The following is a 19,846-nucleotide window of genomic DNA, read 5'->3' as shown; positions in this document are numbered from 1 at the left end:
ACTGATTATGAAAATGAACCCGATTCTGGCTATTGACGGCTACAAAGTTTCTCATCGCGTACAGTATCCGCAGGGTACCCATCGCGTGTATTCCAACTTTACCCCGCGCAGCGATCGCTTTTTCTCCTCGCCGTTGGCGGATGGCAAACTGGTATTCTTCGGCCTGCAGGGTTTTATGCAGTGGTTTTTAGTCGACCTGTTTAATGAGGCGTTCTTTGCCCGCCCGGAAGACGAGGTGGTCAGCGAATACAAACAGGTCATGGACAGCTATCTGGGCAAAGATGCGGTGGCGGTGGACCATATTCGTGCACTGCATCAGTTGGGCTATCTGCCGCTGCACATCAAGGCGCTGGATGAAGGCAGCAAAGTCCCGATGGCGGTACCGGTTTTAACTATCATCAACACCCAACCCGAGTTTTTCTGGCTGGTGAATTACCTGGAGACCGTGCTGTCGGCGGAGCTGTGGAAGGCGTCAACAAATGCCACGATAGCTCACCACTACCGCAAAATCTGCGCTCGCTGGGCAGAGCAAACCTGTAGCGACCTGACGCACCTTGACTTCCAGTGCCATGACTTTTCATTTCGCGGTATGTCCGGATTACAGGACACCATGCAGGCGGGCAGTGGGCATTTGTTGAGCTTTAAAGGGACCGACAGTATTCCATCTCTGCTGTACGTCCGCGATTACTACACCGACGGCGAGCCCTATTTTATCGGCGCCAGCATTCCGGCTACTGAACACAGCGTGATGTGTATGGGCGAGCGCGAGCATGAGATTGAAACCTTCCGCCGCCTGATTGCCGATCTCTACCCGCAAGGATTTGTATCGATAGTCTCTGATACCTGGGACTACTGGCAGGTGCTGACGGAATATACCCGTGAACTGAAGAACATCATTCTGGCGCGTGAAGGTCGGGTGGTATTCCGTCCGGATAGCGGCAACCCGGTTGAGATCCTGTGTGGTACTGGTGCAGATGAGGATACCCGCAGCGATCGTACCGCTCAGGAGAAAGGGTCCGTGGAAGTGCTGTGGGAGATTTTTGGCGGCACGATTAACGCCAAAGGTTACAAGGTGCTCGACCCGCATGTCGGACTGATTTATGGCGACTCCATCACCCTTGAGCGAGCGAATGAGATCCTGCGTCGTCTGGAAGCGAAAGGATTTGCCAGTTCAAACGTCGTGTTTGGCGTTGGTTCTTTTACTTATCAATACAACACACGTGACACCTTTGGTTTTGCGATGAAAGCGACGTGGGGAGAAGTCGACGGCAAAGGCCGGACGATTTTTAAAGAACCGAAAACTGATAATGGTCTGAAACGTTCAGCCCGTGGTCTGCTTCGCGTCACACGTGATGAGCAAGGGGAACTGCGTCTGCATGACGAACAGACCTGGGAGCAAGAGCAGGAAGGGGAGCTGAAAACTCGTTTTCTCAACGGCAAGCTGTTTAACCGCGAGCATTTCGAAGAAATCCGCCAGCGTCTGGCGACACAGGGATAATTCAACAAAAATGCCGGATGAGACGTGTTGGCGTCGGATCCGGCAATGATGACTACTCGGCCAACATCTGCTCAAGCTGTTCCTGAGCCTCCAGCCAGGCCATTTCACACTCTTCCAGCCCGGATTTCGCACTGGCCTGCTGCTGCAAACAGGCGGTAAGTTCGGCTTTGCGACTTTGGTCGTACAGTTCGCTGTCGCCGAGTTTTTCTTCCGCCTGCGCCAGCTGTGCGTGCAGTTTCTCCATCTCTTTTTCCAGACGGGTAATCTCTTTACGCAGCGGCTGCGTCAGGGAGCGCAGTTCCGCTTCGCGGCGCTTCTGGTCTTTACGCGCCTGGGCGCTGTTAACGCTCTCTTTCGCCGGTTCGTCGCCCTGGTTTTCCTGTTTCTGGACATCGCTCAGCCACTGCTGATAATCCTCCAGATCGCCATCAAACGGCTCGACTTTCTTGTCGTGTACCAGATAGAGGTCGTCGGTGGTGGAGCGGATCAGGTGACGGTCGTGCGAGACGACAACCAGTGCGCCTTCAAAATCGATCAGCGCCTCGGTCAGCGCCTGACGCATATCCAGGTCCAGGTGGTTGGTTGGTTCATCGAGCAGCAGCAGGTTAGGGCGCTGCCAGACGATCAACGCCAGTACCAGACGCGCTTTTTCGCCACCGGAGAAGCGGCGTGTCTCTTCGCTGACTTTATCGCCCTGGAAGCCGAATCCACCCAGGTAGTCACGCAGTTTCTGCTCCAGTTCCTGCGGCGCCATGCGTGCCAGATGCTGAATGGGTGATTCATCGGCGCGTAAAAACTCCAGCTGGTGCTGCGCGAAGTAGCCCAGTTTGATGCCTTTCGCCAGGCCAATCTCACCGCTGATTGGGGCCAGTTCGCCGGCCAGCAGCTTAATCAGCGTCGATTTACCCGCGCCGTTGCGACCGAGCAGGCCGATGCGGGAACCCGGCACCAGATTCAGTTTGATCGAATCGAGAATGACGCGATCGCCGTAGCCTGCGCTAACCTTTTCCATCTTCAGCAGCGGGTTTGGCAAGCTTTCCGGCTCACGGAAGCTGAAGTGGAACGGGTTGTCCACGTGCGCTGGGGCAATCAGCTCCATGCGTTCCAGCATTTTGATACGGCTCTGTGCCTGCTTCGCTTTCGTTGCTTTAGCGCGGAAACGATCGATATAGCTTTGCAGATGCGCCACGCGCTCCTGCTGGCTTTCGTACATTGCCTGTTGCTGTGCGAGGCGGGTCGCACGCTGGATTTCAAACGCGCTGTAGTTGCCGGTGTACTCGAACATGGTTTGCTGTTCGATATGAATAATTTTATCTACCACCGGATCGAGGAAGTCGCGATCGTGGGAGATCAAAATCAGCGTGCCCTGATAGCTTTTCAGCCATCTTTCCAGCCAGATCACCGCGTCGAGATCGAGGTGGTTGGTGGGTTCATCGAGCAGCAGTAGGTCTGAACGGCAAATCAGCGCCTGGGCCAGGTTGAGACGCATACGCCAGCCACCGGAGAAGTCGCTGACCGGGCGCTCAAGCTGTTCGTTGGAGAAGCCGAGGCCATGCAGCAGGCTGGCGGCGCGTGAGCGCACGGTCCAGGCGTCGATGGCATCCAGCTTGCCATGGACGGTGGCAATGGCATGTCCATCGTTACGTTCGTTGGCGTCGTTCAACTGCGCTTCCAGTTGACGATACTCGCGGTCGCCGTCAATGACATACTCCAGCGCGGGCTGTGGCAACGCAGGCGTTTCCTGATTCACCCACGCGAGCTGCCAGTTTCCCGGATAGGTAAATCCTCCAGCGTCGGCGCTGAGTTCATTTTTCAGCAATGCCAGCAGGGTAGATTTACCGCAGCCATTTTTACCCACCAGGCCAACCTTCTGCCCTGGATTAATGGTGGCCGTGGCATTGTCCAGCAAGACGCGCACGCCGCGACGAATTTGTAACGATGAGAAAACAATCATAAGGCGCCGTATGTTCAGACTATGTTAATTTATCATTATGATAATGTAATGTGCGGGCCGTTTGCCGCACCGAGGCGCAATGGTAGCCCAAAACGTCGAAAATAGACAAAAGACAAAACCGGGAGGGGGATGATGTTCCAGCCAGCGAAAGTCTTGCTGCTGTATGCCCATCCGGAATCTCAGGACTCGGTCGCGAACCGTGTTCTGCTTAAACCGGCCATGCAGCTCAGCAATGTTACCGTGCACGACCTTTACGCGCACTATCCTGATTTTTTTATCGATATTCCGCATGAACAGGCGCTGCTGCGTGAGCATGATGTGATTGTTTTTCAGCACCCACTCTATACCTATAGCTGTCCGGCGCTGTTAAAGGAATGGCTTGACCGCGTACTGAGCCGCGGATTTGCCAGCGGTCCCGGAGGGAATCAACTGGCGGGAAAGTACTGGCGTAGCGTTATCACTACCGGAGAACCGGAAAGTGCCTACCGCTATGACGCGCTAAACCGTTATCCAATGAGCGATGTGCTGCGTCCTTTCGAGCTAACGGCCGGTATGTGCCGCATGCACTGGATGAGCCCAATTATCGTTTACTGGGCCAGACGGCAAACGAAGCAGGAGCTGGACAGCCATGCGAAAGCGTATGGTGACTGGCTGGCGAATCCGATCCCTGTGGGAGGCCGCTGATGGAAGGTTCTGATTTATTGACAGCGGGAGTGTTGTTCCTCTTCGCGGCGGTGGCCGCAGTTCCCCTGGCCTCAAAGCTGGGTATCGGTCCGGTGCTGGGTTACTTGCTGGCGGGTATTGCTATCGGCCCGTGGGGATTAGGATTTATCAGCGATGTGGATGAAATCCTGCATTTTTCCGAGCTGGGCGTAGTCTTTCTGATGTTCATCATTGGGCTGGAACTTAATCCCGCCAAACTGTGGCAACTGCGGCGTTCAATTTTTGGCGTCGGTGCCGCGCAGGTGATGCTGAGCGCGGTGGTGCTGGCCGGATTATTGATGCTCACTGCGTTCTCCTGGCAGGCGGCAGTGGTTGGCGGCATTGGTCTGGCGATGTCATCGACCGCTATGGCGCTACAGTTGATGCGCGAAAAAGGCATGAACCGCAGTGAATCCGGACAACTGGGTTTTTCGGTGCTGCTGTTTCAGGATCTGGCGGTGATCCCCGCGCTGGCACTGGTTCCGCTGCTGGCGGGTTCTGCTGACGAACATTTTGACTGGATCAAAGTGGGAATGAAGGTGCTGGCCTTTGCCGGCATGCTGATTGGCGGTCGCTATTTGCTGCGTCCGGTTTTCCGCTTTATTGCGGATTCTGGCGTGCGGGAAGTGTTCACCGCTGCCACGCTGCTGTTGGTGCTGGGTTCTGCTTTATTTATGGATGCGCTGGGGCTGTCAATGGCGCTGGGAACGTTTATCGCGGGCGTGCTGCTGGCGGAAAGCGAATACCGACATGAGTTGGAAACGGCAATCGATCCGTTTAAAGGCCTGTTACTCGGGCTGTTTTTTATCTCCGTTGGCATGTCGCTCAACCTCGGCGTGCTCTACACCCATATTCTGTGGGTGGCAGCGAGCGTGATCGTGCTGGTGGTCGTAAAAATGCTGGTGCTGTATGTGCTGGCACGTCTTAACGGCATGAGAAGCTCTGAACGGATGCAATTTGCCGGGGTTTTAAGTCAGGGTGGTGAATTCGCTTTCGTGCTGTTTTCAACGGCATCCTCGCAACGGCTGTTTCAGGGCGACCAAATGGCGTTGCTGCTGGTGACCGTCACGCTGTCGATGATGACCACGCCGCTGGTGATGAAGCTGATTGATAAATGGCTCTCCCGCCAGTTTAACGGCACGGATGAGGAAGATGAAAAACCCTGGGTGGAAGATGATAAACCGCAGGTGATTGTGGTGGGGTTTGGGCGTTTTGGTCAGGTTATTGGTCGCCTGTTGATGGCCAATAAAATGCGCATTACCGTTCTGGAGCGGGATATCAGCGCGGTGAATCTGATGCGTAAATATGGCTATAAGGTTTATTACGGTGATGCCACGCAGGTGGAACTGTTGCGCTCCGCAGGGGCAGAGGCGGCGCAATCTATTGTTATTACCTGTAATGAGCCTGAAGACACCATGAAACTGGTGGAACTGTGCCAACAGTATTTTCCGCATTTGCATATTCTTGCGCGAGCGCGCGGACGTGTAGAAGCGCATGAGTTATTACAGGCTGGTGTGACGCAGTTTTCCCGCGAAACGTTCTCCAGTGCGCTGGAGTTGGGGCGTAAAACGCTGGTTACACTGGGAATGCATCCGCACCAGGCTCAGCGTGCTCAGCTGCATTTTCGGCGGCTGGATATGCGCATGCTGCGGGAACTGATCCCCATGCATACAGATACGGTACAAATCTCTCGAGCCAGGGAAGCCCGGCGCGAGCTGGAGGAAATTTTCCAACGAGAGATGCAGCAAGAGCGACGTCAGCTGGATGGCTGGGATGAATTTGAGTAGAGGATAACCATGGCAATTCGTAAACGTTTTATCGCAGGTGCAAAATGTCCGTCCTGCCAGTCGCAGGATACGCTGGCGATGTGGCGCGAAAATAATATCGATATTGTTGAGTGTGTTAAGTGCGGTCATCAGATGCGGGAAGCAGATAAAGAGGCGCGCGAGCACGTTCGCAAAGAAGAGCAAGTGATCGGGATTTTTCATCCGGACTAGCGATATGGCGCAGCTTTTTTTAAGCTAGAGGGTACACGGGTGCAGAATTCCGCTACAATCTGCGCCACTATTCTTTCCATGCTCAGGAGATATCATGAAAGTAGCAAAGGACCTGGTGGTCAGCCTGGCCTATCAGGTACGTACAGAAGACGGTGTGTTGGTTGATGAGTCTCCGGTGAGTGCACCGCTGGACTACCTGCATGGTCACGGTTCCCTGATTTCTGGCCTGGAAACAGCGCTGGACGGTCATGAAGTTGGCGACAAATTCGATGTTGCTGTTGGCGCAAACGACGCATACGGTCAGTACGACGAAAACCTGGTGCAGCGCGTTCCTAAAGACGTCTTCATGGGCGTTGACGAACTGCAGGTTGGCATGCGTTTCCTGGCTGAAACTGACCAGGGTCCAGTACCGGTAGAAATTACCGAAGTGGAAGACGACCACGTTGTGGTTGATGGTAACCACATGCTGGCTGGCCAGAATCTGAAATTCAACGTAGAAGTTGTTGCTATCCGCGAAGCGACCGAAGAAGAACTGGCTCACGGCCACGTTCACGGTGCGCACGGTCACGACCACGATCATGACCACGGTCATGACGGTTGCTGCGGTGGTCACGGCCACGGTCACGACCATGGTCACGAGCACGGCGGCGAAGGCTGCTGCGGCGGTGGCGGTAAAGGTAACGGCGGCGGCTGCGGTTGCCACTGATCGGTATGATTGCCTGATGGCGCTACGCTTATCAGGCCTACCGTAGGCCGGATAAGACGTTTACGTCGTCATCCGGCACAAAAAAGCGGGGATATCCCCGCTTTTTTTACGTCTCAATAATGTGGCGGCGGGGTCTCTTCAGACTGCGACGCAATGTGGGACGGCTGCGTTGCTTTGAGCTTTTCCGTCAGCAGACGCAGATGGTCGCGCAGTTTGGCCATTTCCAGTTCATGCGCGGTCACCGTCACGTTGAGCTCTTCAATGGTGATCTCCTGAAATGCCAGGCGACTTTCCAGTTCAGCCAGGCGAGTTTCCATTGTTGTATCCTGCATGATTCACCTCTTTCTTTTTTCTCCGGCAGATCGCGGACTGCGGCGAATTCTACTTAACTTTGCCTGTTTGCACAGCACTCAATCTTCGGTAACGAAACTAATTTAAACAAAAAGAGTCTGAAAAGTGGTGATAATAGGGCGTGCCTGTATGTTGATTTGTTCTGCAACGCTTTATAGTACATTTTTATGTTAGCTAACCCTGGGGTGAGATGCCCCGGCCCTGGAGATATGGATGAAATCACTGTTTAAAGTAACGCTGCTGGCGACCACAATGGCTGTTGCTCTGCATGCCCCGATCACCTTCGCTGCTGATGCTGCGAAACCAGCCGCTACTGCTGACAGCAAAGCAGCATTCAAGAATGACGACCAAAAAGCCGCTTACGCGCTGGGCGCGTCCCTGGGTCGTTATATGGAAAACTCTCTGAAAGAGCAGGAAAAACTGGGCATCAAACTGGATAAAGATCAGCTGATCGCTGGTGTTCAGGATGCGTTTGCAGACAAGAGCAAACTGTCTGACCAGGAAATCGAACAAACTCTGCAGGCGTTTGAAGCGCGCGTGAAGAGCTCCGCTCAGGCGAAAATGGAAAAAGACGCGGCTGACAACGAAGCCAAAGGTAAAGTTTACCGCGAGAAATTTGCTAAAGAGAAAGGCGTTAAAACCTCTTCTACTGGCCTGGTCTACAAAGTAGAGAAAGAAGGTACTGGCGCTGCACCGAAAGACAGCGATACCGTGGTAGTCAACTACAAAGGTACGCTGATCGATGGTAAAGAGTTTGATAACTCCTACACCCGTGGTGAGCCGCTGTCTTTCCGTCTTGACGGTGTCATCCCTGGCTGGACTGAAGGCCTGAAAAACATCAAGAAAGGCGGCAAAATCCAGCTGGTTATCCCACCGGATCTGGCTTACGGCAAAACGGGCGTCCCGGGTATTCCGGCCAACTCTACGCTGGTCTTTGATGTTGAACTGTTAGACATCAAACCGGCACCGAAAGCTGACGCGCAGCCAGATGCTGCACCGGCAGATAAGGCTGCAGACAGCAGCAAAAAATAAGCTAACAGAAACCGCCGCCCACAGGGCGGCGGTTTTTTATTATCGACAGGATATAATTAATACTGGAAAGCGCCTTGTGCGCTGTATTACTTTAGATGCCCCTATAATAGTGATGAGCCTGCCCTGACAACATAACGACAGGCTCCTGAAAAGGAGTGCTTTTTTTCATGTCCAGGTCGCTTTTAACCAACGAAACCAGTGAGCTAGATTTGCTGGATCAACGTCCTTTCGATCAAACCGACTTCGATATCCTCAAATCCTACGAAGCGGTAGTGGACGGGTTGGCGATGCTCATTGGTTCCCATTGTGAAATCGTATTGCACTCTTTGCAGGATTTGAAATGCTCGGCCATCCGCATTGCTAACGGTGAACACACGGGCCGTAAAATTGGCTCACCGATTACCGACCTTGCGTTGCGTATGCTGCATGATATGACGGGTGCGGATAGCAGCGTGTCGAAGTGTTACTTCACACGTGCGAAAAGCGGTGTCTTGATGAAGTCGGTGACGATTGCCATTCGCAACCGTGAGCATCGCGTGATTGGTCTGCTGTGCATCAACATGAACCTTGATGTTCCTTTCTCGCAGATAATGAATACCTTTATCCCACCGGAAACCCCGGAAGTGGGCTCTGCCGTCAACTTTGCTTCTTCGGTGGAAGATCTGGTTACCCAGACGCTGGAATTCACGATCGAAGAAGTGAATGCCGATCGCAATGTTTCCAACAACGCGAAGAACCGCCAGATCGTCCTGAATTTATATGAGAAAGGCATCTTCGATATTAAAGATGCCATCAACCAGGTCGCCGATCGGCTGAACATCTCCAAACATACGGTCTACCTCTATATTCGTCAGTTCAAAAGCGGCGATTTCCAGGGGCAAGACAAGTAATGCGTTTTGCCATCATGGTGACAGGGCCTGCTTATGGCACGCAGCAGGCGAGTAGCGCGTTGCAATTTGCACATGCGCTTCTCGAAGAAGGGCATGAGTTATGCAGCGTCTTTTTCTATCGAGAAGGTGTATATAACGCCAACTTACTGACTTCACCCGCCAGTGATGAATATGATCTGGTGCGGGCCTGGCAACAGCTGAACCAACAGCATGGTGTAACGCTGAATATCTGCGTGGCGGCGGCGTTGCGTCGCGGCGTTGTTGATGAAACTGAGGCAAAGCGGCTGGGACTGACAGGGGCTAATTTACAGTCAGGTTTTAACCTCAGCGGGCTTGGATCGCTGGCTGAGGCATCCCTGACCTGCGATCGCGTGGTGCAGTTCTGATGAAACGTGTTGCTTTTGTCTTTTCTACCGTGCCGCATGGCAGCGCATCTGGCCGTGAAGGATTAGATGCATTGCTAGCGACATCTGCATTAACGGAAGACCTCGGCGTGTTTTTTATCGGCGATGGCGTCTTTCAAATCCTCCAGGGACAACAACCGGATGTCGTGCTGGCGCGAGACTATATCGCAACCTTCAAGCTGTTAGGGTTGTACGATATCGATCAATGTTGGCTCTGCGCTGCCTCATTACGCGAGCGAGGCCTTCAGCAGAGTGTTAATTTTGTGGTCGATGCGACAGCGCTTGAACCGGAAGATTTACGCCGTGAGTTAGGCAACTTTGACGTCATTTTAAGGTTTTGAGACCCTCATGCTGCACACACTACATCGCTCCGCGTGGCTTACCGATTTCTCCTCTCTTCTTCGCCTGGTAGATAAAGACGATGAGCTTTTATTGCTCCAGGATGGCGTGACGGCGGCAATAGAAGGCAGCCGTTTCCTTGAAAGTCTGCAAAATGCCTCCATTAAGGTCTATGTACTGGAAGAAGACATTAAGGCTCGCGGTTTGAGTGGTCAAATTTCAGACAGTGTCGTCAGGGTTAGCTATACTGACTTCGTCAGACTTACGGTGAAGCATCCCAGCCAGATGTCCTGGTAATTGTGGGATCGTTGTATATTTCTTGACACCTTTTCGACACCGACCTAAAATTCTGCGTCCTCATATTGTATGAGGTCGTTTTATTACGTGTTTACGAAGCAAAAGCTAAAACCAGGAGCTATTTAATGGCAACAGTTAACCAGCTGGTACGCAAACCACGTGCACGCAAAGTTGCAAAAAGCAACGTGCCTGCGCTGGAAGCATGCCCGCAGAAACGTGGCGTATGTACTCGTGTATATACTACCACTCCTAAAAAACCGAACTCCGCACTGCGTAAAGTTTGCCGTGTTCGTCTGACTAACGGTTTTGAAGTGACTTCCTACATCGGTGGTGAAGGTCACAACCTGCAGGAGCACTCCGTGATCCTGATCCGTGGCGGTCGTGTAAAAGACCTCCCGGGTGTTCGTTACCACACCGTTCGTGGTGCGCTTGACTGCTCCGGCGTTAAAGACCGTAAGCAATCACGCTCCAAGTATGGCGTGAAACGTCCTAAGGCTTAATGGTTCTCCGTTAAGTAAGGCCAAACGTTTTATATTAATGTCAAACTAAACTCTTAGAGTTTTGGACAATCCTGAATTAACAACGGAGTATTTCCATGCCACGTCGTCGCGTCATTGGTCAGCGTAAAATTCTGCCGGATCCGAAGTTCGGATCAGAACTGCTGGCTAAATTTGTAAATATCCTGATGGTAGATGGTAAAAAATCTACTGCCGAAACTATCGTATACAGCGCGCTGGAGACCCTGGCTCAGCGTTCTGGTAAAAACGAACTGGAAGCTTTCGAAGTAGCTCTCGAAAACGTGCGCCCGACTGTCGAAGTTAAGTCTCGCCGCGTTGGTGGTTCTACTTATCAGGTACCAGTTGAAGTCCGTCCGGTCCGTCGTAATGCCCTGGCAATGCGTTGGATCGTTGAAGCTGCTCGTAAACGCGGTGATAAATCCATGGCTCTGCGCCTGGCGAACGAACTTTCTGATGCTGCAGAAAACAAAGGTACTGCAGTTAAGAAACGTGAAGACGTTCACCGTATGGCAGAAGCCAACAAGGCGTTCGCACACTACCGTTGGTAATCCCTTCGGAGTTTTAGTCACCAGGCGGGCGCTTCTAGTAAGCAGCCCGCTTTGGGCTACTTAAATTGAACGCCTAAAAGATAAACGAGGAATCAAATGGCTCGTACAACACCCATCGCGCGCTACCGTAACATCGGTATCAGTGCGCACATCGACGCCGGTAAAACCACTACTACCGAACGTATTCTGTTCTACACCGGTGTAAACCATAAAATCGGTGAAGTTCATGACGGCGCAGCCACCATGGACTGGATGGAGCAGGAGCAGGAACGTGGTATTACTATCACCTCCGCAGCGACTACTGCATTCTGGTCTGGTATGGCTAAGCAGTATGAACCACATCGCGTAAACATCATCGACACCCCGGGGCACGTTGACTTCACTATCGAAGTAGAACGTTCCATGCGTGTGCTTGATGGTGCAGTAATGGTTTACTGCGCAGTTGGTGGTGTTCAGCCTCAGTCTGAAACCGTATGGCGTCAGGCAAACAAATATAAAGTTCCGCGCATTGCGTTCGTTAACAAAATGGACCGTATGGGTGCGAACTTCCTGAAAGTTGTTGGTCAGATCAAAACCCGTCTGGGCGCGAACCCTGTTCCGCTGCAGCTGGCAATTGGCGCTGAAGAAGCGTTCACCGGTGTTGTTGACCTGGTGAAAATGAAAGCCATCAACTGGAACGAAGAAGATGCAGGCGTAACCTTCACTTATGAAGATATCCCGGCTGACATGCAGGAACTGGCTGAAGAATGGCACCAGAATCTGATCGAGTCCGCTGCAGAAGCTTCAGAAGAGCTGATGGAGAAATACCTGGGTGGTGAAGAACTGACTGAAGAAGAGATCAAAAAAGCTCTGCGTCAGCGTGTTCTGAACAACGAAATCATCCTGGTAACCTGTGGTTCTGCGTTCAAGAACAAAGGTGTTCAGGCGATGCTGGATGCGGTAATTGATTACCTGCCATCCCCAGTAGACGTACCTGCGATCAACGGTATTCTGGACGACGGTAAAGATACTCCTGCTGAGCGTCATGCTAGCGATGACGAGCCGTTTGCTGCTCTGGCATTCAAAATCGCTACCGACCCGTTCGTGGGTAACCTGACCTTCTTCCGCGTGTACTCTGGTGTGGTTAACTCCGGTGACACCATCCTGAACTCCGTGAAAACTGCACGTGAACGTTTCGGCCGTATCGTACAGATGCACGCTAACAAACGTGAAGAGATCAAAGAAGTTCGCGCGGGCGATATCGCTGCTGCAATCGGTCTGAAAGACGTGACCACTGGTGACACTCTGTGTGACCCGGATCACCCGATCATTCTGGAACGTATGGAATTCCCTGAGCCGGTAATTTCCATCGCGGTAGAACCGAAAACCAAAGCTGACCAGGAAAAAATGGGTCTGGCTCTGGGCCGTCTGGCTAAAGAAGACCCGTCATTCCGCGTATGGACTGACGAAGAATCTAACCAGACCATTATCGCTGGTATGGGTGAGCTGCACCTCGACATCATCGTTGACCGTATGAAGCGTGAATTCAACGTTGAAGCGAACGTCGGTAAACCTCAGGTTGCTTACCGTGAAGCGATTCGCGCGAAAGTTACCGATATCGAAGGTAAACACGCTAAGCAGTCTGGTGGTCGCGGTCAGTACGGTCATGTTGTTATCGACATGTACCCGCTGGAGCCGGGTTCAAACCCGAAAGGCTACGAGTTCATCAACGACATCAAAGGTGGTGTAATTCCTGGCGAATACATCCCGGCCGTTGATAAAGGCATCCAGGAACAGCTGAAATCTGGCCCGCTGGCTGGTTACCCGGTTGTTGATCTGGGCGTGCGTCTGCACTTCGGTTCTTACCATGACGTTGACTCCTCTGAGCTGGCGTTTAAACTGGCCGCTTCTATCGCCTTCAAAGATGGCTTTAAGAAAGCGAAACCAGTTCTGCTTGAGCCTATCATGAAGGTTGAAGTAGAGACTCCGGAAGAGAACACCGGTGACGTAATCGGTGACTTGAGCCGCCGTCGTGGTATGCTTCGTGGTCAGGAATCCAACGTCACTGGCGTTGTTATCCATGCTGAAGTTCCGCTGTCTGAAATGTTCGGATATGCAACCCAGCTGCGTTCTCTGACCAAAGGCCGTGCTTCTTACTCCATGGAGTTCCTGAAGTACGACGATGCGCCGAACAACGTTGCTCAGGCCGTTATTGAAGCCCGTGGTAAATAATCCACAGGATTAAAACCTAAGTCCCGTGCTCTCTCCATAGGGGAGAGCACTATAGTAAGGAATATAGCCGTGTCTAAAGAAAAATTTGAACGTACAAAACCGCACGTTAACGTCGGCACCATCGGCCACGTTGACCACGGTAAAACTACCCTGACCGCTGCAATCACTACCGTACTGGCTAAAACCTACGGCGGTGCTGCTCGTGCATTCGACCAGATCGATAACGCGCCGGAAGAAAAAGCTCGTGGTATCACCATCAACACTTCTCACGTTGAATATGACACCCCGACTCGCCACTACGCACACGTAGACTGCCCGGGCCACGCCGACTATGTTAAAAACATGATCACCGGTGCTGCGCAGATGGACGGCGCGATCCTGGTTGTTGCTGCGACTGACGGCCCGATGCCGCAGACTCGTGAGCACATCCTGCTGGGTCGTCAGGTAGGCGTTCCGTACATCATCGTGTTCCTGAACAAATGCGACATGGTTGATGACGAAGAGCTGCTGGAACTGGTAGAAATGGAAGTTCGTGAACTTCTGTCTCAGTACGATTTCCCGGGCGACGACACTCCGATCGTTCGTGGTTCTGCTCTGAAAGCGCTGGAAGGCGAAGCAGAGTGGGAAGCGAAAATCATCGAACTGGCTGGCTTCCTGGATTCTTACATCCCAGAACCAGAGCGTGCGATTGACAAGCCGTTCCTGCTGCCTATCGAAGACGTATTCTCCATCTCCGGTCGTGGTACCGTTGTTACCGGTCGTGTAGAGCGCGGTATCATCAAAGTTGGTGAAGAAGTTGAAATCGTTGGTATCAAAGAGACTGCTAAGTCTACCTGTACTGGCGTTGAAATGTTCCGCAAACTGCTGGACGAAGGCCGTGCTGGTGAGAACGTTGGTGTTCTGCTGCGTGGTATCAAACGTGAAGAAATCGAACGTGGTCAGGTACTGGCTAAGCCGGGCTCTATCAAGCCGCACACCAAGTTCGAATCTGAAGTGTACATTCTGTCCAAAGACGAAGGCGGCCGTCATACTCCGTTCTTCAAAGGCTACCGTCCGCAGTTCTACTTCCGTACTACTGACGTGACTGGTACCATCGAACTGCCAGAAGGCGTAGAGATGGTAATGCCGGGCGACAACATCAAAATGGTTGTTACCCTGATCCACCCGATCGCGATGGACGACGGTCTGCGTTTCGCAATCCGTGAAGGCGGCCGTACTGTTGGTGCGGGCGTTGTTGCTAAAGTAATGAGCTAATTATTGATTAATTAGCTTTGAGCTTAAAAAGGGCGCTTCGGCGCCCTTTTTGCTACCTGCAATTTAGTCGTTGTCATATTTATTCGCATTTTTTATTCATTCTCCCGCCGCGTAAATCGCGTTGTGCTATTGTAATCATAACTATTCTCATTTACACTTTGCGCAGAAATTGAACGGGAGCGATCATGTACGTTTGTTTGTGTAATGCGATAAGTGATAAAAAAATACGTCAGGCTGTTCGCCAGTTTCATCCTCAGTCCTTTCAGCAATTACGTAAATTTATTCCTGTTGGAAATCAATGCGGTAAATGCATTCGTGCTGCCCGCGAGGTCATGCAGGATGAATTAACACAAATGCCAGAATTTAAAGAGATCGCCTAAGTCACACTCTTTTTTTTGACATCCCTGTAGCCCCATCTACGCTCTAAGAGTGGAAGCGGAGGGACTATAAAATGAAAGGTGATGTTAAAATCATAAATTATCTCAATAAACTATTGGGAAATGAGCTTGTCGCGATCAACCAGTATTTTCTCCATGCTCGTATGTTTAAAAACTGGGGACTGACTCGCCTCAATGATGTTGAGTACCATGAATCTATCGATGAGATGAAACACGCTGATAAATATATCGAGCGTATTTTATTCTTAGAAGGGATCCCTAACTTGCAGGATCTTGGCAAGTTGGGTATTGGCGAAGACGTTGAAGAGATGCTGCAATCCGATCTTCGACTCGAACTCGATGGTGCTAAAGACTTACGTGAAGCCATTGCCTATGCCGATAGCGTTCATGATTATGTCAGCCGGGATATGATGATTGAGATCCTGACTGAAGAAGAAGGGCATATTGACTGGCTCGAAACCGAGCTGGACCTGATTGCAAAACTTGGCTTACAAAATTATCTGCAATCGCAAATTAAAGTCAGTGACTAACCGCCCTGTATCATACTTACCAAGCCAATAACAAAACCCGCAGCCGCCAGATATGGCCCAAATGGCAGCGGGTTTTTTAGTACCTGTTTCCCGTAACGGACGCAGGAAATCCCGGTAAGGCAACATGCCATGCCCGCGGCAAGTAAAACCAAAAGTGGTAATGATTCCCAGCGATGCCATGCGCCTAGCGCGGCAAGAAATTTGACGTCGCCAAAGCCTAATCCTTCCTGTCGGCATATCAAACGATACCCCCAGTAGAACAAAGCAAATACCCCATAGCCCGCTACGGCCCCCCAAAGCGCGTCGGATAACTGTGCAGGTCTGCAGCATTGATGATAAATAAGACCGCCCCACAAAAGAGGGCAGGTAAATTTGTCGGGCAGCAACCCGGTACGTAGGTCATGGACTAAGAGCAACCCTGATAGCGAAACATAAATCAACAGAAAGGGGAGGTCGATGTACATGGGCAAGCCTTATCTGGTAAAGAGTTTACCTTCAGGTAAACCCGGCGGCCCTACAAGCCCGGGATGTGGGTTATGGATGCTCTCTTCCACGGAAAACGCGTTGCATCACAGGACTTACAATCAGAATGGAAGGAGCGCCGCATTGGTGAACGAGTGATTAATTTCTACGCGGCACTTGCTTAAGACTGAGATTTACGTATAATGCGCGGGCTTGTCTAATATTGACAGCGGTTCGATATGAGCCACCGGTACTGCGAAAGCAATACCAGACAATGTTCCCAATCGGGGAACTCTGTAAGAACGGTTACACTCTCCCATCAATCGTAATGGGTTTGAGGAGTAACTATTTCGTCTATAAAATAATTGGAGCTCTGGTCTCATGCAGAACCAAAGAATCCGTATCCGTTTGAAAGCGTTTGATCATCGTCTGATCGATCAATCAACCGCGGAAATCGTCGAGACTGCCAAGCGCACTGGTGCGCAGGTTCGTGGTCCGATCCCGCTGCCGACCCGCAAAGAGCGTTTCACCGTTCTGATCTCCCCGCACGTCAACAAAGACGCGCGTGATCAGTACGAGATCCGTACTCACAAGCGTCTGGTTGACATCGTTGAGCCAACTGAAAAAACCGTTGATGCTCTGATGCGTCTGGACCTGGCTGCCGGTGTAGACGTGCAGATCAGCCTGGGTTAATCAGGTCATCGAGCGATTGAGAGGTTGATACAATGATTGGTTTAGTCGGTAAAAAAGTGGGTATGACCCGCATCTTCACTGAAGATGGCGTATCTATCCCAGTAACCGTTATCGAAGTTGAAGCAAACCGCGTTACTCAGGTTAAAGATCTGGCTAACGATGGCTATCGCGCTGTTCAGGTTACCACCGGTGCTAAAAAAGCTAACCGTGTAACTAAGCCGGAAGCTGGCCACTTTGCTAAAGCTGGCGTAGAAGCTGGCCGCGGCCTGTGGGAATTCCGTCTGGCAGATGGTGAAGAATACACCGTTGGTCAGAACATTAGCGTTGAACTGTTTGCTGACGTTAAAAAAGTTGACGTAACCGGTACCTCTAAAGGTAAAGGTTTCGCTGGTACCGTTAAGCGCTGGAACTTCCGTACCCAGGACGCTACTCACGGTAACTCCTTGTCTCACCGCGTTCCGGGTTCTATCGGTCAGAACCAGACTCCGGGCAAAGTGTTCAAAGGCAAGAAAATGGCAGGTCAGCTGGGCAACGAACGTGTAACCGTTCAGAGCCTGGACGTAGTACGTGTTGACGCTGAGCGCAACCTGCTGCTGGTTAAAGGTGGTGTTCCGGGTGCGACCGGTTGCGACCTGATCGTTAAACCAGCTGTGAAGGCGTAAGGGGATAGCAATGGAATTAGTATTGAAAGACGCGCAGAGCGCGCTGACTGTTTCCGAAACTACCTTCGGTCGTGATTTCAACGAAGCGCTGGTTCACCAGGTTGTTGTTGCTTATGCAGCTGGTGCTCGTCAGGGTACTCGTGCTCAGAAGACTCGTGCTGAAGTAACTGGTTCAGGCAAAAAGCCGTGGCGCCAGAAAGGTACCGGCCGTGCGCGTTCAGGTTCTATCAAGAGCCCGATCTGGCGTTCAGGTGGCGTGACCTTCGCTGCTCGTCCACAGGACCACAGTCAAAAAGTTAACAAAAAGATGTACCGCGGCGCGCTGAAAAGCATTCTGTCCGAACTGGTACGTCAGGATCGTCTGATCGTTGTCGAATCATTCTCTGTAGAAGCGCCTAAAACTAAGCTGCTGGCACAGAAACTGAAAGACATGGCTCTGGAAGATGTGCTGATCATCACCGGTGAGCTGGACGAAAACCTGTTCCTGGCTGCGCGCAACCTGCACAAGGTTGACGTACGCGATGCAACTGGTATCGACCCGGTTAGCCTGATCGCCTTCGACAAAGTCGTAATGACTGCTGATGCTGTTAAGCAAGTTGAGGAGATGCTGGCATGATTCGTGAAGAACGTCTGCTGAAAGTGCTGCGCGCACCGCACGTTTCTGAAAAAGCGTCTACTGCGATGGAAAAAACTAACACCATCGTTCTCAAAGTTGCTAAAGACGCGACCAAAGCAGAAATCAAAGCTGCTGTGCAGAAACTGTTTGAAGTCGAAGTCGAAGTCGTTAACACCCTGGTAGTTAAAGGGAAAGTTAAACGTCACGGACAGCGTATCGGTCGTCGTAGCGACTGGAAAAAAGCTTACGTCACCCTGAAGGAAGGCCAGAATCTGGACTTCGTCGGCGGCGCTGAGTAAGTCGGAGGAGTAATACAATGGCAGTTGTTAAATGTAAACCGACATCTCCGGGTCGTCGCCACGTTGTTAAAGTGGTCAACCCAGAGCTGCACAAGGGCAAACCTTTTGCTCCGCTGGTTGAAAAAAACAGCAAATCCGGTGGTCGTAACAACAATGGCCGCATCACCACTCGTCACATCGGTGGTGGTCACAAGCAGGCTTATCGTATTGTTGACTTCAAACGCAACAAAGACGGTATCCCGGCAGTTGTTGAACGTCTTGAGTACGATCCGAACCGCTCCGCGAACATCGCGCTGGTTCTGTACAAAGACGGTGAACGCCGTTACATCCTGGCCCCTAAAGGCCTGAAAGCTGGCGACCAGATTCAGTCTGGCGTTGATGCTGCAATCAAAGCAGGTAACACCCTGCCGATGCGCAATATCCCGGTTGGTTCTACCGTTCATAACGTAGAAATGAAACCAGGTAAAGGCGGTCAGCTGGCACGTTCCGCTGGTACTTACGTTCAGATCGTTGCTCGTGATGGTGCTTATGTCACCCTGCGTCTGCGTTCTGGTGAAATGCGTAAAGTCGAAGCAGACTGCCGTGCAACTCTGGGCGAAGTTGGCAATGCTGAGCATATGCTGCGCGTTCTGGGTAAAGCAGGTGCTGCACGCTGGCGTGGTGTTCGTCCTACCGTTCGCGGTACTGCGATGAACCCAGTCGACCACCCACATGGTGGTGGTGAAGGTCGTAACTTTGGTAAGCACCCGGTAACTCCGTGGGGCGTTCAGACCAAAGGTAAGAAGACCCGCAGCAACAAGCGTACTGATAAATTCATCGTACGTCGCCGTAGCAAATAATTTTAGAGGATAAGCCATGCCACGTTCTCTCAAGAAAGGTCCTTTTATTGACCTGCACTTGCTGAAGAAGGTAGAGAAAGCGGTGGAAAGCGGAGACAAGAAGCCCCTGCGCACTTGGTCCCGTCGTTCAACGATCTTTCCTAACATGATCGGTTTGACCATCGCTGTCCATAATGGTCGTCAGCACGTTCCGGTATTTGTTTCCGACGAAATGGTCGGTCACAAACTGGGTGAATTCGCACCGACTCGTACTTATCGCGGCCACGCTGCTGATAAAAAAGCGAAGAAGAAATAAGGTAGGAGGAAGAGATGGAAACTTTAGCTCAACATCGCCATGCTCGTTCTTCTGCTCAGAAGGTTCGCCTTGTTGCAGACCTGATTCGCGGTAAGAAAGTGTCGCAGGCTCTGGATATTCTGACCTACACCAATAAGAAAGCGGCTGTACTGGTTAAGAAAGTCCTGGAATCTGCCATTGCTAACGCTGAACACAACGATGGCGCTGACATTGACGATCTGAAAGTTACGAAAATTTTCGTAGACGAAGGCCCGAGCATGAAGCGCATTATGCCGCGTGCAAAAGGTCGTGCAGATCGCATCCTGAAGCGCACCAGCCACATTACTGTGGTTGTGTCCGATCGCTGAGACT

General features: G+C 51.7%; 26 protein-coding genes. 23 read left to right on the top strand and 3 right to left on the bottom strand.

The genetic code is table 11. From position 1 onward, the window contains the following. Positions 1-7 precede the first annotated feature (7 nt). A complete protein-coding gene (locus SK38_RS20245; RefSeq protein WP_048236927.1) occupies positions 8-1,498 on the top strand; it encodes a nicotinate phosphoribosyltransferase in 1,491 nt (496 codons plus the stop codon). 52 nt (positions 1,499-1,550) lie between these two features. Here SK38_RS20245 and SK38_RS20240 read toward each other — a convergent pair whose 3' ends face one another. Beyond that, entirely contained in the window at positions 1,551-3,452 is a 1,902-nt protein-coding gene (locus SK38_RS20240) for an ABC transporter ATP-binding protein (protein WP_003827754.1), read from the bottom strand. Positions 3,453-3,584: 132 nt separating this feature from the next. On the opposite strand from SK38_RS20240, the gene kefG reads away from it, so the two are divergent. From kefG to slyD, 4 genes are all read left to right on the top strand, one after another. Next, positions 3,585-4,136, top strand: a complete 552-nt coding sequence (kefG, locus tag SK38_RS20235) for a glutathione-regulated potassium-efflux system ancillary protein KefG (RefSeq protein WP_003023629.1) — start codon at positions 3,585-3,587, stop codon at positions 4,134-4,136. Next, the gene (gene kefB, locus SK38_RS20230; protein ID WP_003827759.1) at positions 4,136-5,941 is read left to right on the top strand and encodes a glutathione-regulated potassium-efflux system protein KefB; all 1,806 of its coding nucleotides are present in this window, start codon (positions 4,136-4,138) and stop codon (positions 5,939-5,941) included. Before kefG ends, kefB begins: the two co-directional genes overlap by 1 nt. A 9-nt stretch (positions 5,942-5,950) precedes the next feature. Continuing rightward, on the top strand, positions 5,951-6,151 hold the full coding sequence (locus SK38_RS20225) for a YheV family putative zinc ribbon protein (RefSeq protein ID WP_003023632.1): 201 nt from the start codon (positions 5,951-5,953) through the stop codon (positions 6,149-6,151). 94 nt (positions 6,152-6,245) lie between these two features. Next, positions 6,246-6,857 carry a peptidylprolyl isomerase gene (gene slyD / locus SK38_RS20220; protein WP_008786294.1) on the top strand — a complete coding sequence of 204 codons (612 nt, stop codon included), beginning with the start codon at positions 6,246-6,248 and terminating at the stop codon, positions 6,855-6,857. Between the two features lie 113 nt (positions 6,858-6,970). Here the strand turns inward: slyD and SK38_RS20215 are convergent, their stop codons facing one another. After that, the gene (locus SK38_RS20215) at positions 6,971-7,189 is read right to left on the bottom strand and encodes a protein SlyX (RefSeq protein WP_003023639.1); all 219 of its coding nucleotides are present in this window, start codon (positions 7,187-7,189) and stop codon (positions 6,971-6,973) included. Between the two features lie 232 nt (positions 7,190-7,421). Here SK38_RS20215 and fkpA point away from each other — a divergent pair, with 232 nt between their 5' ends. From fkpA to bfr, 11 genes are all read left to right on the top strand, one after another. Then, positions 7,422-8,240 (top strand): FKBP-type peptidyl-prolyl cis-trans isomerase, encoded by an 819-nt coding sequence (gene fkpA / locus SK38_RS20210; protein WP_003827768.1) that lies wholly within the window; start codon positions 7,422-7,424, stop codon positions 8,238-8,240. Positions 8,241-8,407: 167 nt separating this feature from the next. Further along, entirely contained in the window at positions 8,408-9,130 is a 723-nt protein-coding gene (locus SK38_RS20205) for a helix-turn-helix transcriptional regulator (protein ID WP_003023643.1), read from the top strand. Then, positions 9,130-9,516, top strand: a complete 387-nt coding sequence (gene tusD / locus SK38_RS20200) for a sulfurtransferase complex subunit TusD (protein WP_048236926.1) — start codon at positions 9,130-9,132, stop codon at positions 9,514-9,516. Before SK38_RS20205 ends, tusD begins: the two co-directional genes overlap by 1 nt. Beyond that, the gene (gene tusC, locus SK38_RS20195; RefSeq protein ID WP_048236925.1) at positions 9,516-9,875 is read left to right on the top strand and encodes a sulfurtransferase complex subunit TusC; all 360 of its coding nucleotides are present in this window, start codon (positions 9,516-9,518) and stop codon (positions 9,873-9,875) included. The genes tusD and tusC overlap by 1 nt, the downstream gene beginning before the upstream one ends. A 7-nt stretch (positions 9,876-9,882) precedes the next feature. After that, positions 9,883-10,170, top strand: a complete 288-nt coding sequence (gene tusB / locus SK38_RS20190; protein WP_008786292.1) for a sulfurtransferase complex subunit TusB — start codon at positions 9,883-9,885, stop codon at positions 10,168-10,170. 125 nt (positions 10,171-10,295) lie between these two features. After that, the gene (rpsL, locus tag SK38_RS20185; protein ID WP_003023654.1) at positions 10,296-10,670 is read left to right on the top strand and encodes a 30S ribosomal protein S12; all 375 of its coding nucleotides are present in this window, start codon (positions 10,296-10,298) and stop codon (positions 10,668-10,670) included. A 95-nt stretch (positions 10,671-10,765) separates the two neighbouring features. Next, on the top strand, positions 10,766-11,236 hold the full coding sequence (rpsG, locus tag SK38_RS20180) for a 30S ribosomal protein S7 (RefSeq protein ID WP_003023657.1): 471 nt from the start codon (positions 10,766-10,768) through the stop codon (positions 11,234-11,236). A gap of 96 nt (positions 11,237-11,332) precedes the next feature. Continuing rightward, positions 11,333-13,447, top strand: coding sequence for an elongation factor G (gene fusA / locus SK38_RS20175; RefSeq protein WP_003023659.1), 2,115 nt, complete (start codon positions 11,333-11,335; stop codon positions 13,445-13,447). Between the two features lie 69 nt (positions 13,448-13,516). Further along, a complete protein-coding gene (gene tuf, locus SK38_RS20170) occupies positions 13,517-14,701 on the top strand; it encodes an elongation factor Tu (RefSeq protein WP_003031109.1) in 1,185 nt (394 codons plus the stop codon). A gap of 185 nt (positions 14,702-14,886) precedes the next feature. Next, positions 14,887-15,081 (top strand): bacterioferritin-associated ferredoxin, encoded by a 195-nt coding sequence (bfd, locus tag SK38_RS20165; RefSeq protein ID WP_003031111.1) that lies wholly within the window; start codon positions 14,887-14,889, stop codon positions 15,079-15,081. Between the two features lie 71 nt (positions 15,082-15,152). Continuing rightward, positions 15,153-15,629: a bacterioferritin gene (bfr, locus tag SK38_RS20160; RefSeq protein WP_003827773.1), complete on the top strand. Its 477-nt coding sequence runs from the start codon at positions 15,153-15,155 to the stop codon at positions 15,627-15,629. Here bfr and SK38_RS20155 read toward each other — a convergent pair. Beyond that, a complete protein-coding gene (locus SK38_RS20155) occupies positions 15,626-16,093 on the bottom strand; it encodes a prepilin peptidase (RefSeq protein WP_032945174.1) in 468 nt (155 codons plus the stop codon). The genes bfr and SK38_RS20155 overlap by 4 nt on opposite strands. Before the next feature lie 379 nt (positions 16,094-16,472). Here SK38_RS20155 and rpsJ point away from each other — a divergent pair, with 379 nt between their 5' ends. Genes rpsJ through rplV form a run of 7 tightly spaced genes read left to right on the top strand, consistent with a single transcriptional unit; the run spans position 16,473 to position 19,842 of the window. Further along, entirely contained in the window at positions 16,473-16,784 is a 312-nt protein-coding gene (gene rpsJ / locus SK38_RS20150) for a 30S ribosomal protein S10 (RefSeq protein ID WP_001181005.1), read from the top strand. Positions 16,785-16,816: 32 nt separating this feature from the next. Then, positions 16,817-17,446: a 50S ribosomal protein L3 gene (gene rplC / locus SK38_RS20145; protein ID WP_003031117.1), complete on the top strand. Its 630-nt coding sequence runs from the start codon at positions 16,817-16,819 to the stop codon at positions 17,444-17,446. Positions 17,447-17,456: 10 nt separating this feature from the next. Then, the gene (gene rplD / locus SK38_RS20140; RefSeq protein WP_003031119.1) at positions 17,457-18,062 is read left to right on the top strand and encodes a 50S ribosomal protein L4; all 606 of its coding nucleotides are present in this window, start codon (positions 17,457-17,459) and stop codon (positions 18,060-18,062) included. Continuing rightward, positions 18,059-18,361, top strand: coding sequence for a 50S ribosomal protein L23 (gene rplW, locus SK38_RS20135; RefSeq protein ID WP_000617546.1), 303 nt, complete (start codon positions 18,059-18,061; stop codon positions 18,359-18,361). Before rplD ends, rplW begins: the two co-directional genes overlap by 4 nt. A 17-nt stretch (positions 18,362-18,378) precedes the next feature. After that, a complete protein-coding gene (rplB, locus tag SK38_RS20130; RefSeq protein ID WP_000301869.1) occupies positions 18,379-19,200 on the top strand; it encodes a 50S ribosomal protein L2 in 822 nt (273 codons plus the stop codon). Between the two features lie 16 nt (positions 19,201-19,216). Continuing rightward, a complete protein-coding gene (rpsS, locus tag SK38_RS20125) occupies positions 19,217-19,495 on the top strand; it encodes a 30S ribosomal protein S19 (RefSeq protein ID WP_001138115.1) in 279 nt (92 codons plus the stop codon). A gap of 14 nt (positions 19,496-19,509) precedes the next feature. Further along, positions 19,510-19,842, top strand: coding sequence for a 50S ribosomal protein L22 (gene rplV / locus SK38_RS20120; protein WP_000448832.1), 333 nt, complete (start codon positions 19,510-19,512; stop codon positions 19,840-19,842). The last annotated feature ends 4 nt before the right edge of the window (positions 19,843-19,846 follow it).

The organism is Citrobacter sp. MGH110 (assembly GCF_001037515.1).
Lineage (GTDB): Bacteria > Pseudomonadota > Gammaproteobacteria > Enterobacterales > Enterobacteriaceae > Citrobacter > Citrobacter portucalensis.
Note: the sequence above shows the minus strand (reverse complement) of the source record. Positions and strands in the feature narration are given on the sequence as shown.

Coding starts and splice junctions, on each gene's coding strand:
- SK38_RS20205 (WP_003023643.1), top strand. CDS start 8,408: ATGTCCAGGTCGCTTTTAACCAACGAAACCAGTGAGCTAGATTTGCTG.
- SK38_RS20245 (WP_048236927.1), top strand. CDS start 8: ATGAAAATGAACCCGATTCTGGCTATTGACGGCTACAAAGTTTCTCAT.
- rplC (WP_003031117.1), top strand. CDS start 16,817: ATGATTGGTTTAGTCGGTAAAAAAGTGGGTATGACCCGCATCTTCACT.
- rplW (WP_000617546.1), top strand. CDS start 18,059: ATGATTCGTGAAGAACGTCTGCTGAAAGTGCTGCGCGCACCGCACGTT.
- SK38_RS20155 (WP_032945174.1), bottom strand. CDS start 16,093: ATGTACATCGACCTCCCCTTTCTGTTGATTTATGTTTCGCTATCAGGG.
- SK38_RS20215 (WP_003023639.1), bottom strand. CDS start 7,189: ATGCAGGATACAACAATGGAAACTCGCCTGGCTGAACTGGAAAGTCGC.
- rplB (WP_000301869.1), top strand. CDS start 18,379: ATGGCAGTTGTTAAATGTAAACCGACATCTCCGGGTCGTCGCCACGTT.
- slyD (WP_008786294.1), top strand. CDS start 6,246: ATGAAAGTAGCAAAGGACCTGGTGGTCAGCCTGGCCTATCAGGTACGT.
- rpsL (WP_003023654.1), top strand. CDS start 10,296: ATGGCAACAGTTAACCAGCTGGTACGCAAACCACGTGCACGCAAAGTT.
- fusA (WP_003023659.1), top strand. CDS start 11,333: ATGGCTCGTACAACACCCATCGCGCGCTACCGTAACATCGGTATCAGT.
- rpsJ (WP_001181005.1), top strand. CDS start 16,473: ATGCAGAACCAAAGAATCCGTATCCGTTTGAAAGCGTTTGATCATCGT.
- fkpA (WP_003827768.1), top strand. CDS start 7,422: ATGAAATCACTGTTTAAAGTAACGCTGCTGGCGACCACAATGGCTGTT.
- rpsG (WP_003023657.1), top strand. CDS start 10,766: ATGCCACGTCGTCGCGTCATTGGTCAGCGTAAAATTCTGCCGGATCCG.
- SK38_RS20240 (WP_003827754.1), bottom strand. CDS start 3,452: ATGATTGTTTTCTCATCGTTACAAATTCGTCGCGGCGTGCGCGTCTTG.
- bfr (WP_003827773.1), top strand. CDS start 15,153: ATGAAAGGTGATGTTAAAATCATAAATTATCTCAATAAACTATTGGGA.
- tusD (WP_048236926.1), top strand. CDS start 9,130: ATGCGTTTTGCCATCATGGTGACAGGGCCTGCTTATGGCACGCAGCAG.
- bfd (WP_003031111.1), top strand. CDS start 14,887: ATGTACGTTTGTTTGTGTAATGCGATAAGTGATAAAAAAATACGTCAG.
- kefG (WP_003023629.1), top strand. CDS start 3,585: ATGTTCCAGCCAGCGAAAGTCTTGCTGCTGTATGCCCATCCGGAATCT.
- rpsS (WP_001138115.1), top strand. CDS start 19,217: ATGCCACGTTCTCTCAAGAAAGGTCCTTTTATTGACCTGCACTTGCTG.
- rplD (WP_003031119.1), top strand. CDS start 17,457: ATGGAATTAGTATTGAAAGACGCGCAGAGCGCGCTGACTGTTTCCGAA.
- tusB (WP_008786292.1), top strand. CDS start 9,883: ATGCTGCACACACTACATCGCTCCGCGTGGCTTACCGATTTCTCCTCT.
- kefB (WP_003827759.1), top strand. CDS start 4,136: ATGGAAGGTTCTGATTTATTGACAGCGGGAGTGTTGTTCCTCTTCGCG.
- SK38_RS20225 (WP_003023632.1), top strand. CDS start 5,951: ATGGCAATTCGTAAACGTTTTATCGCAGGTGCAAAATGTCCGTCCTGC.
- tusC (WP_048236925.1), top strand. CDS start 9,516: ATGAAACGTGTTGCTTTTGTCTTTTCTACCGTGCCGCATGGCAGCGCA.
- rplV (WP_000448832.1), top strand. CDS start 19,510: ATGGAAACTTTAGCTCAACATCGCCATGCTCGTTCTTCTGCTCAGAAG.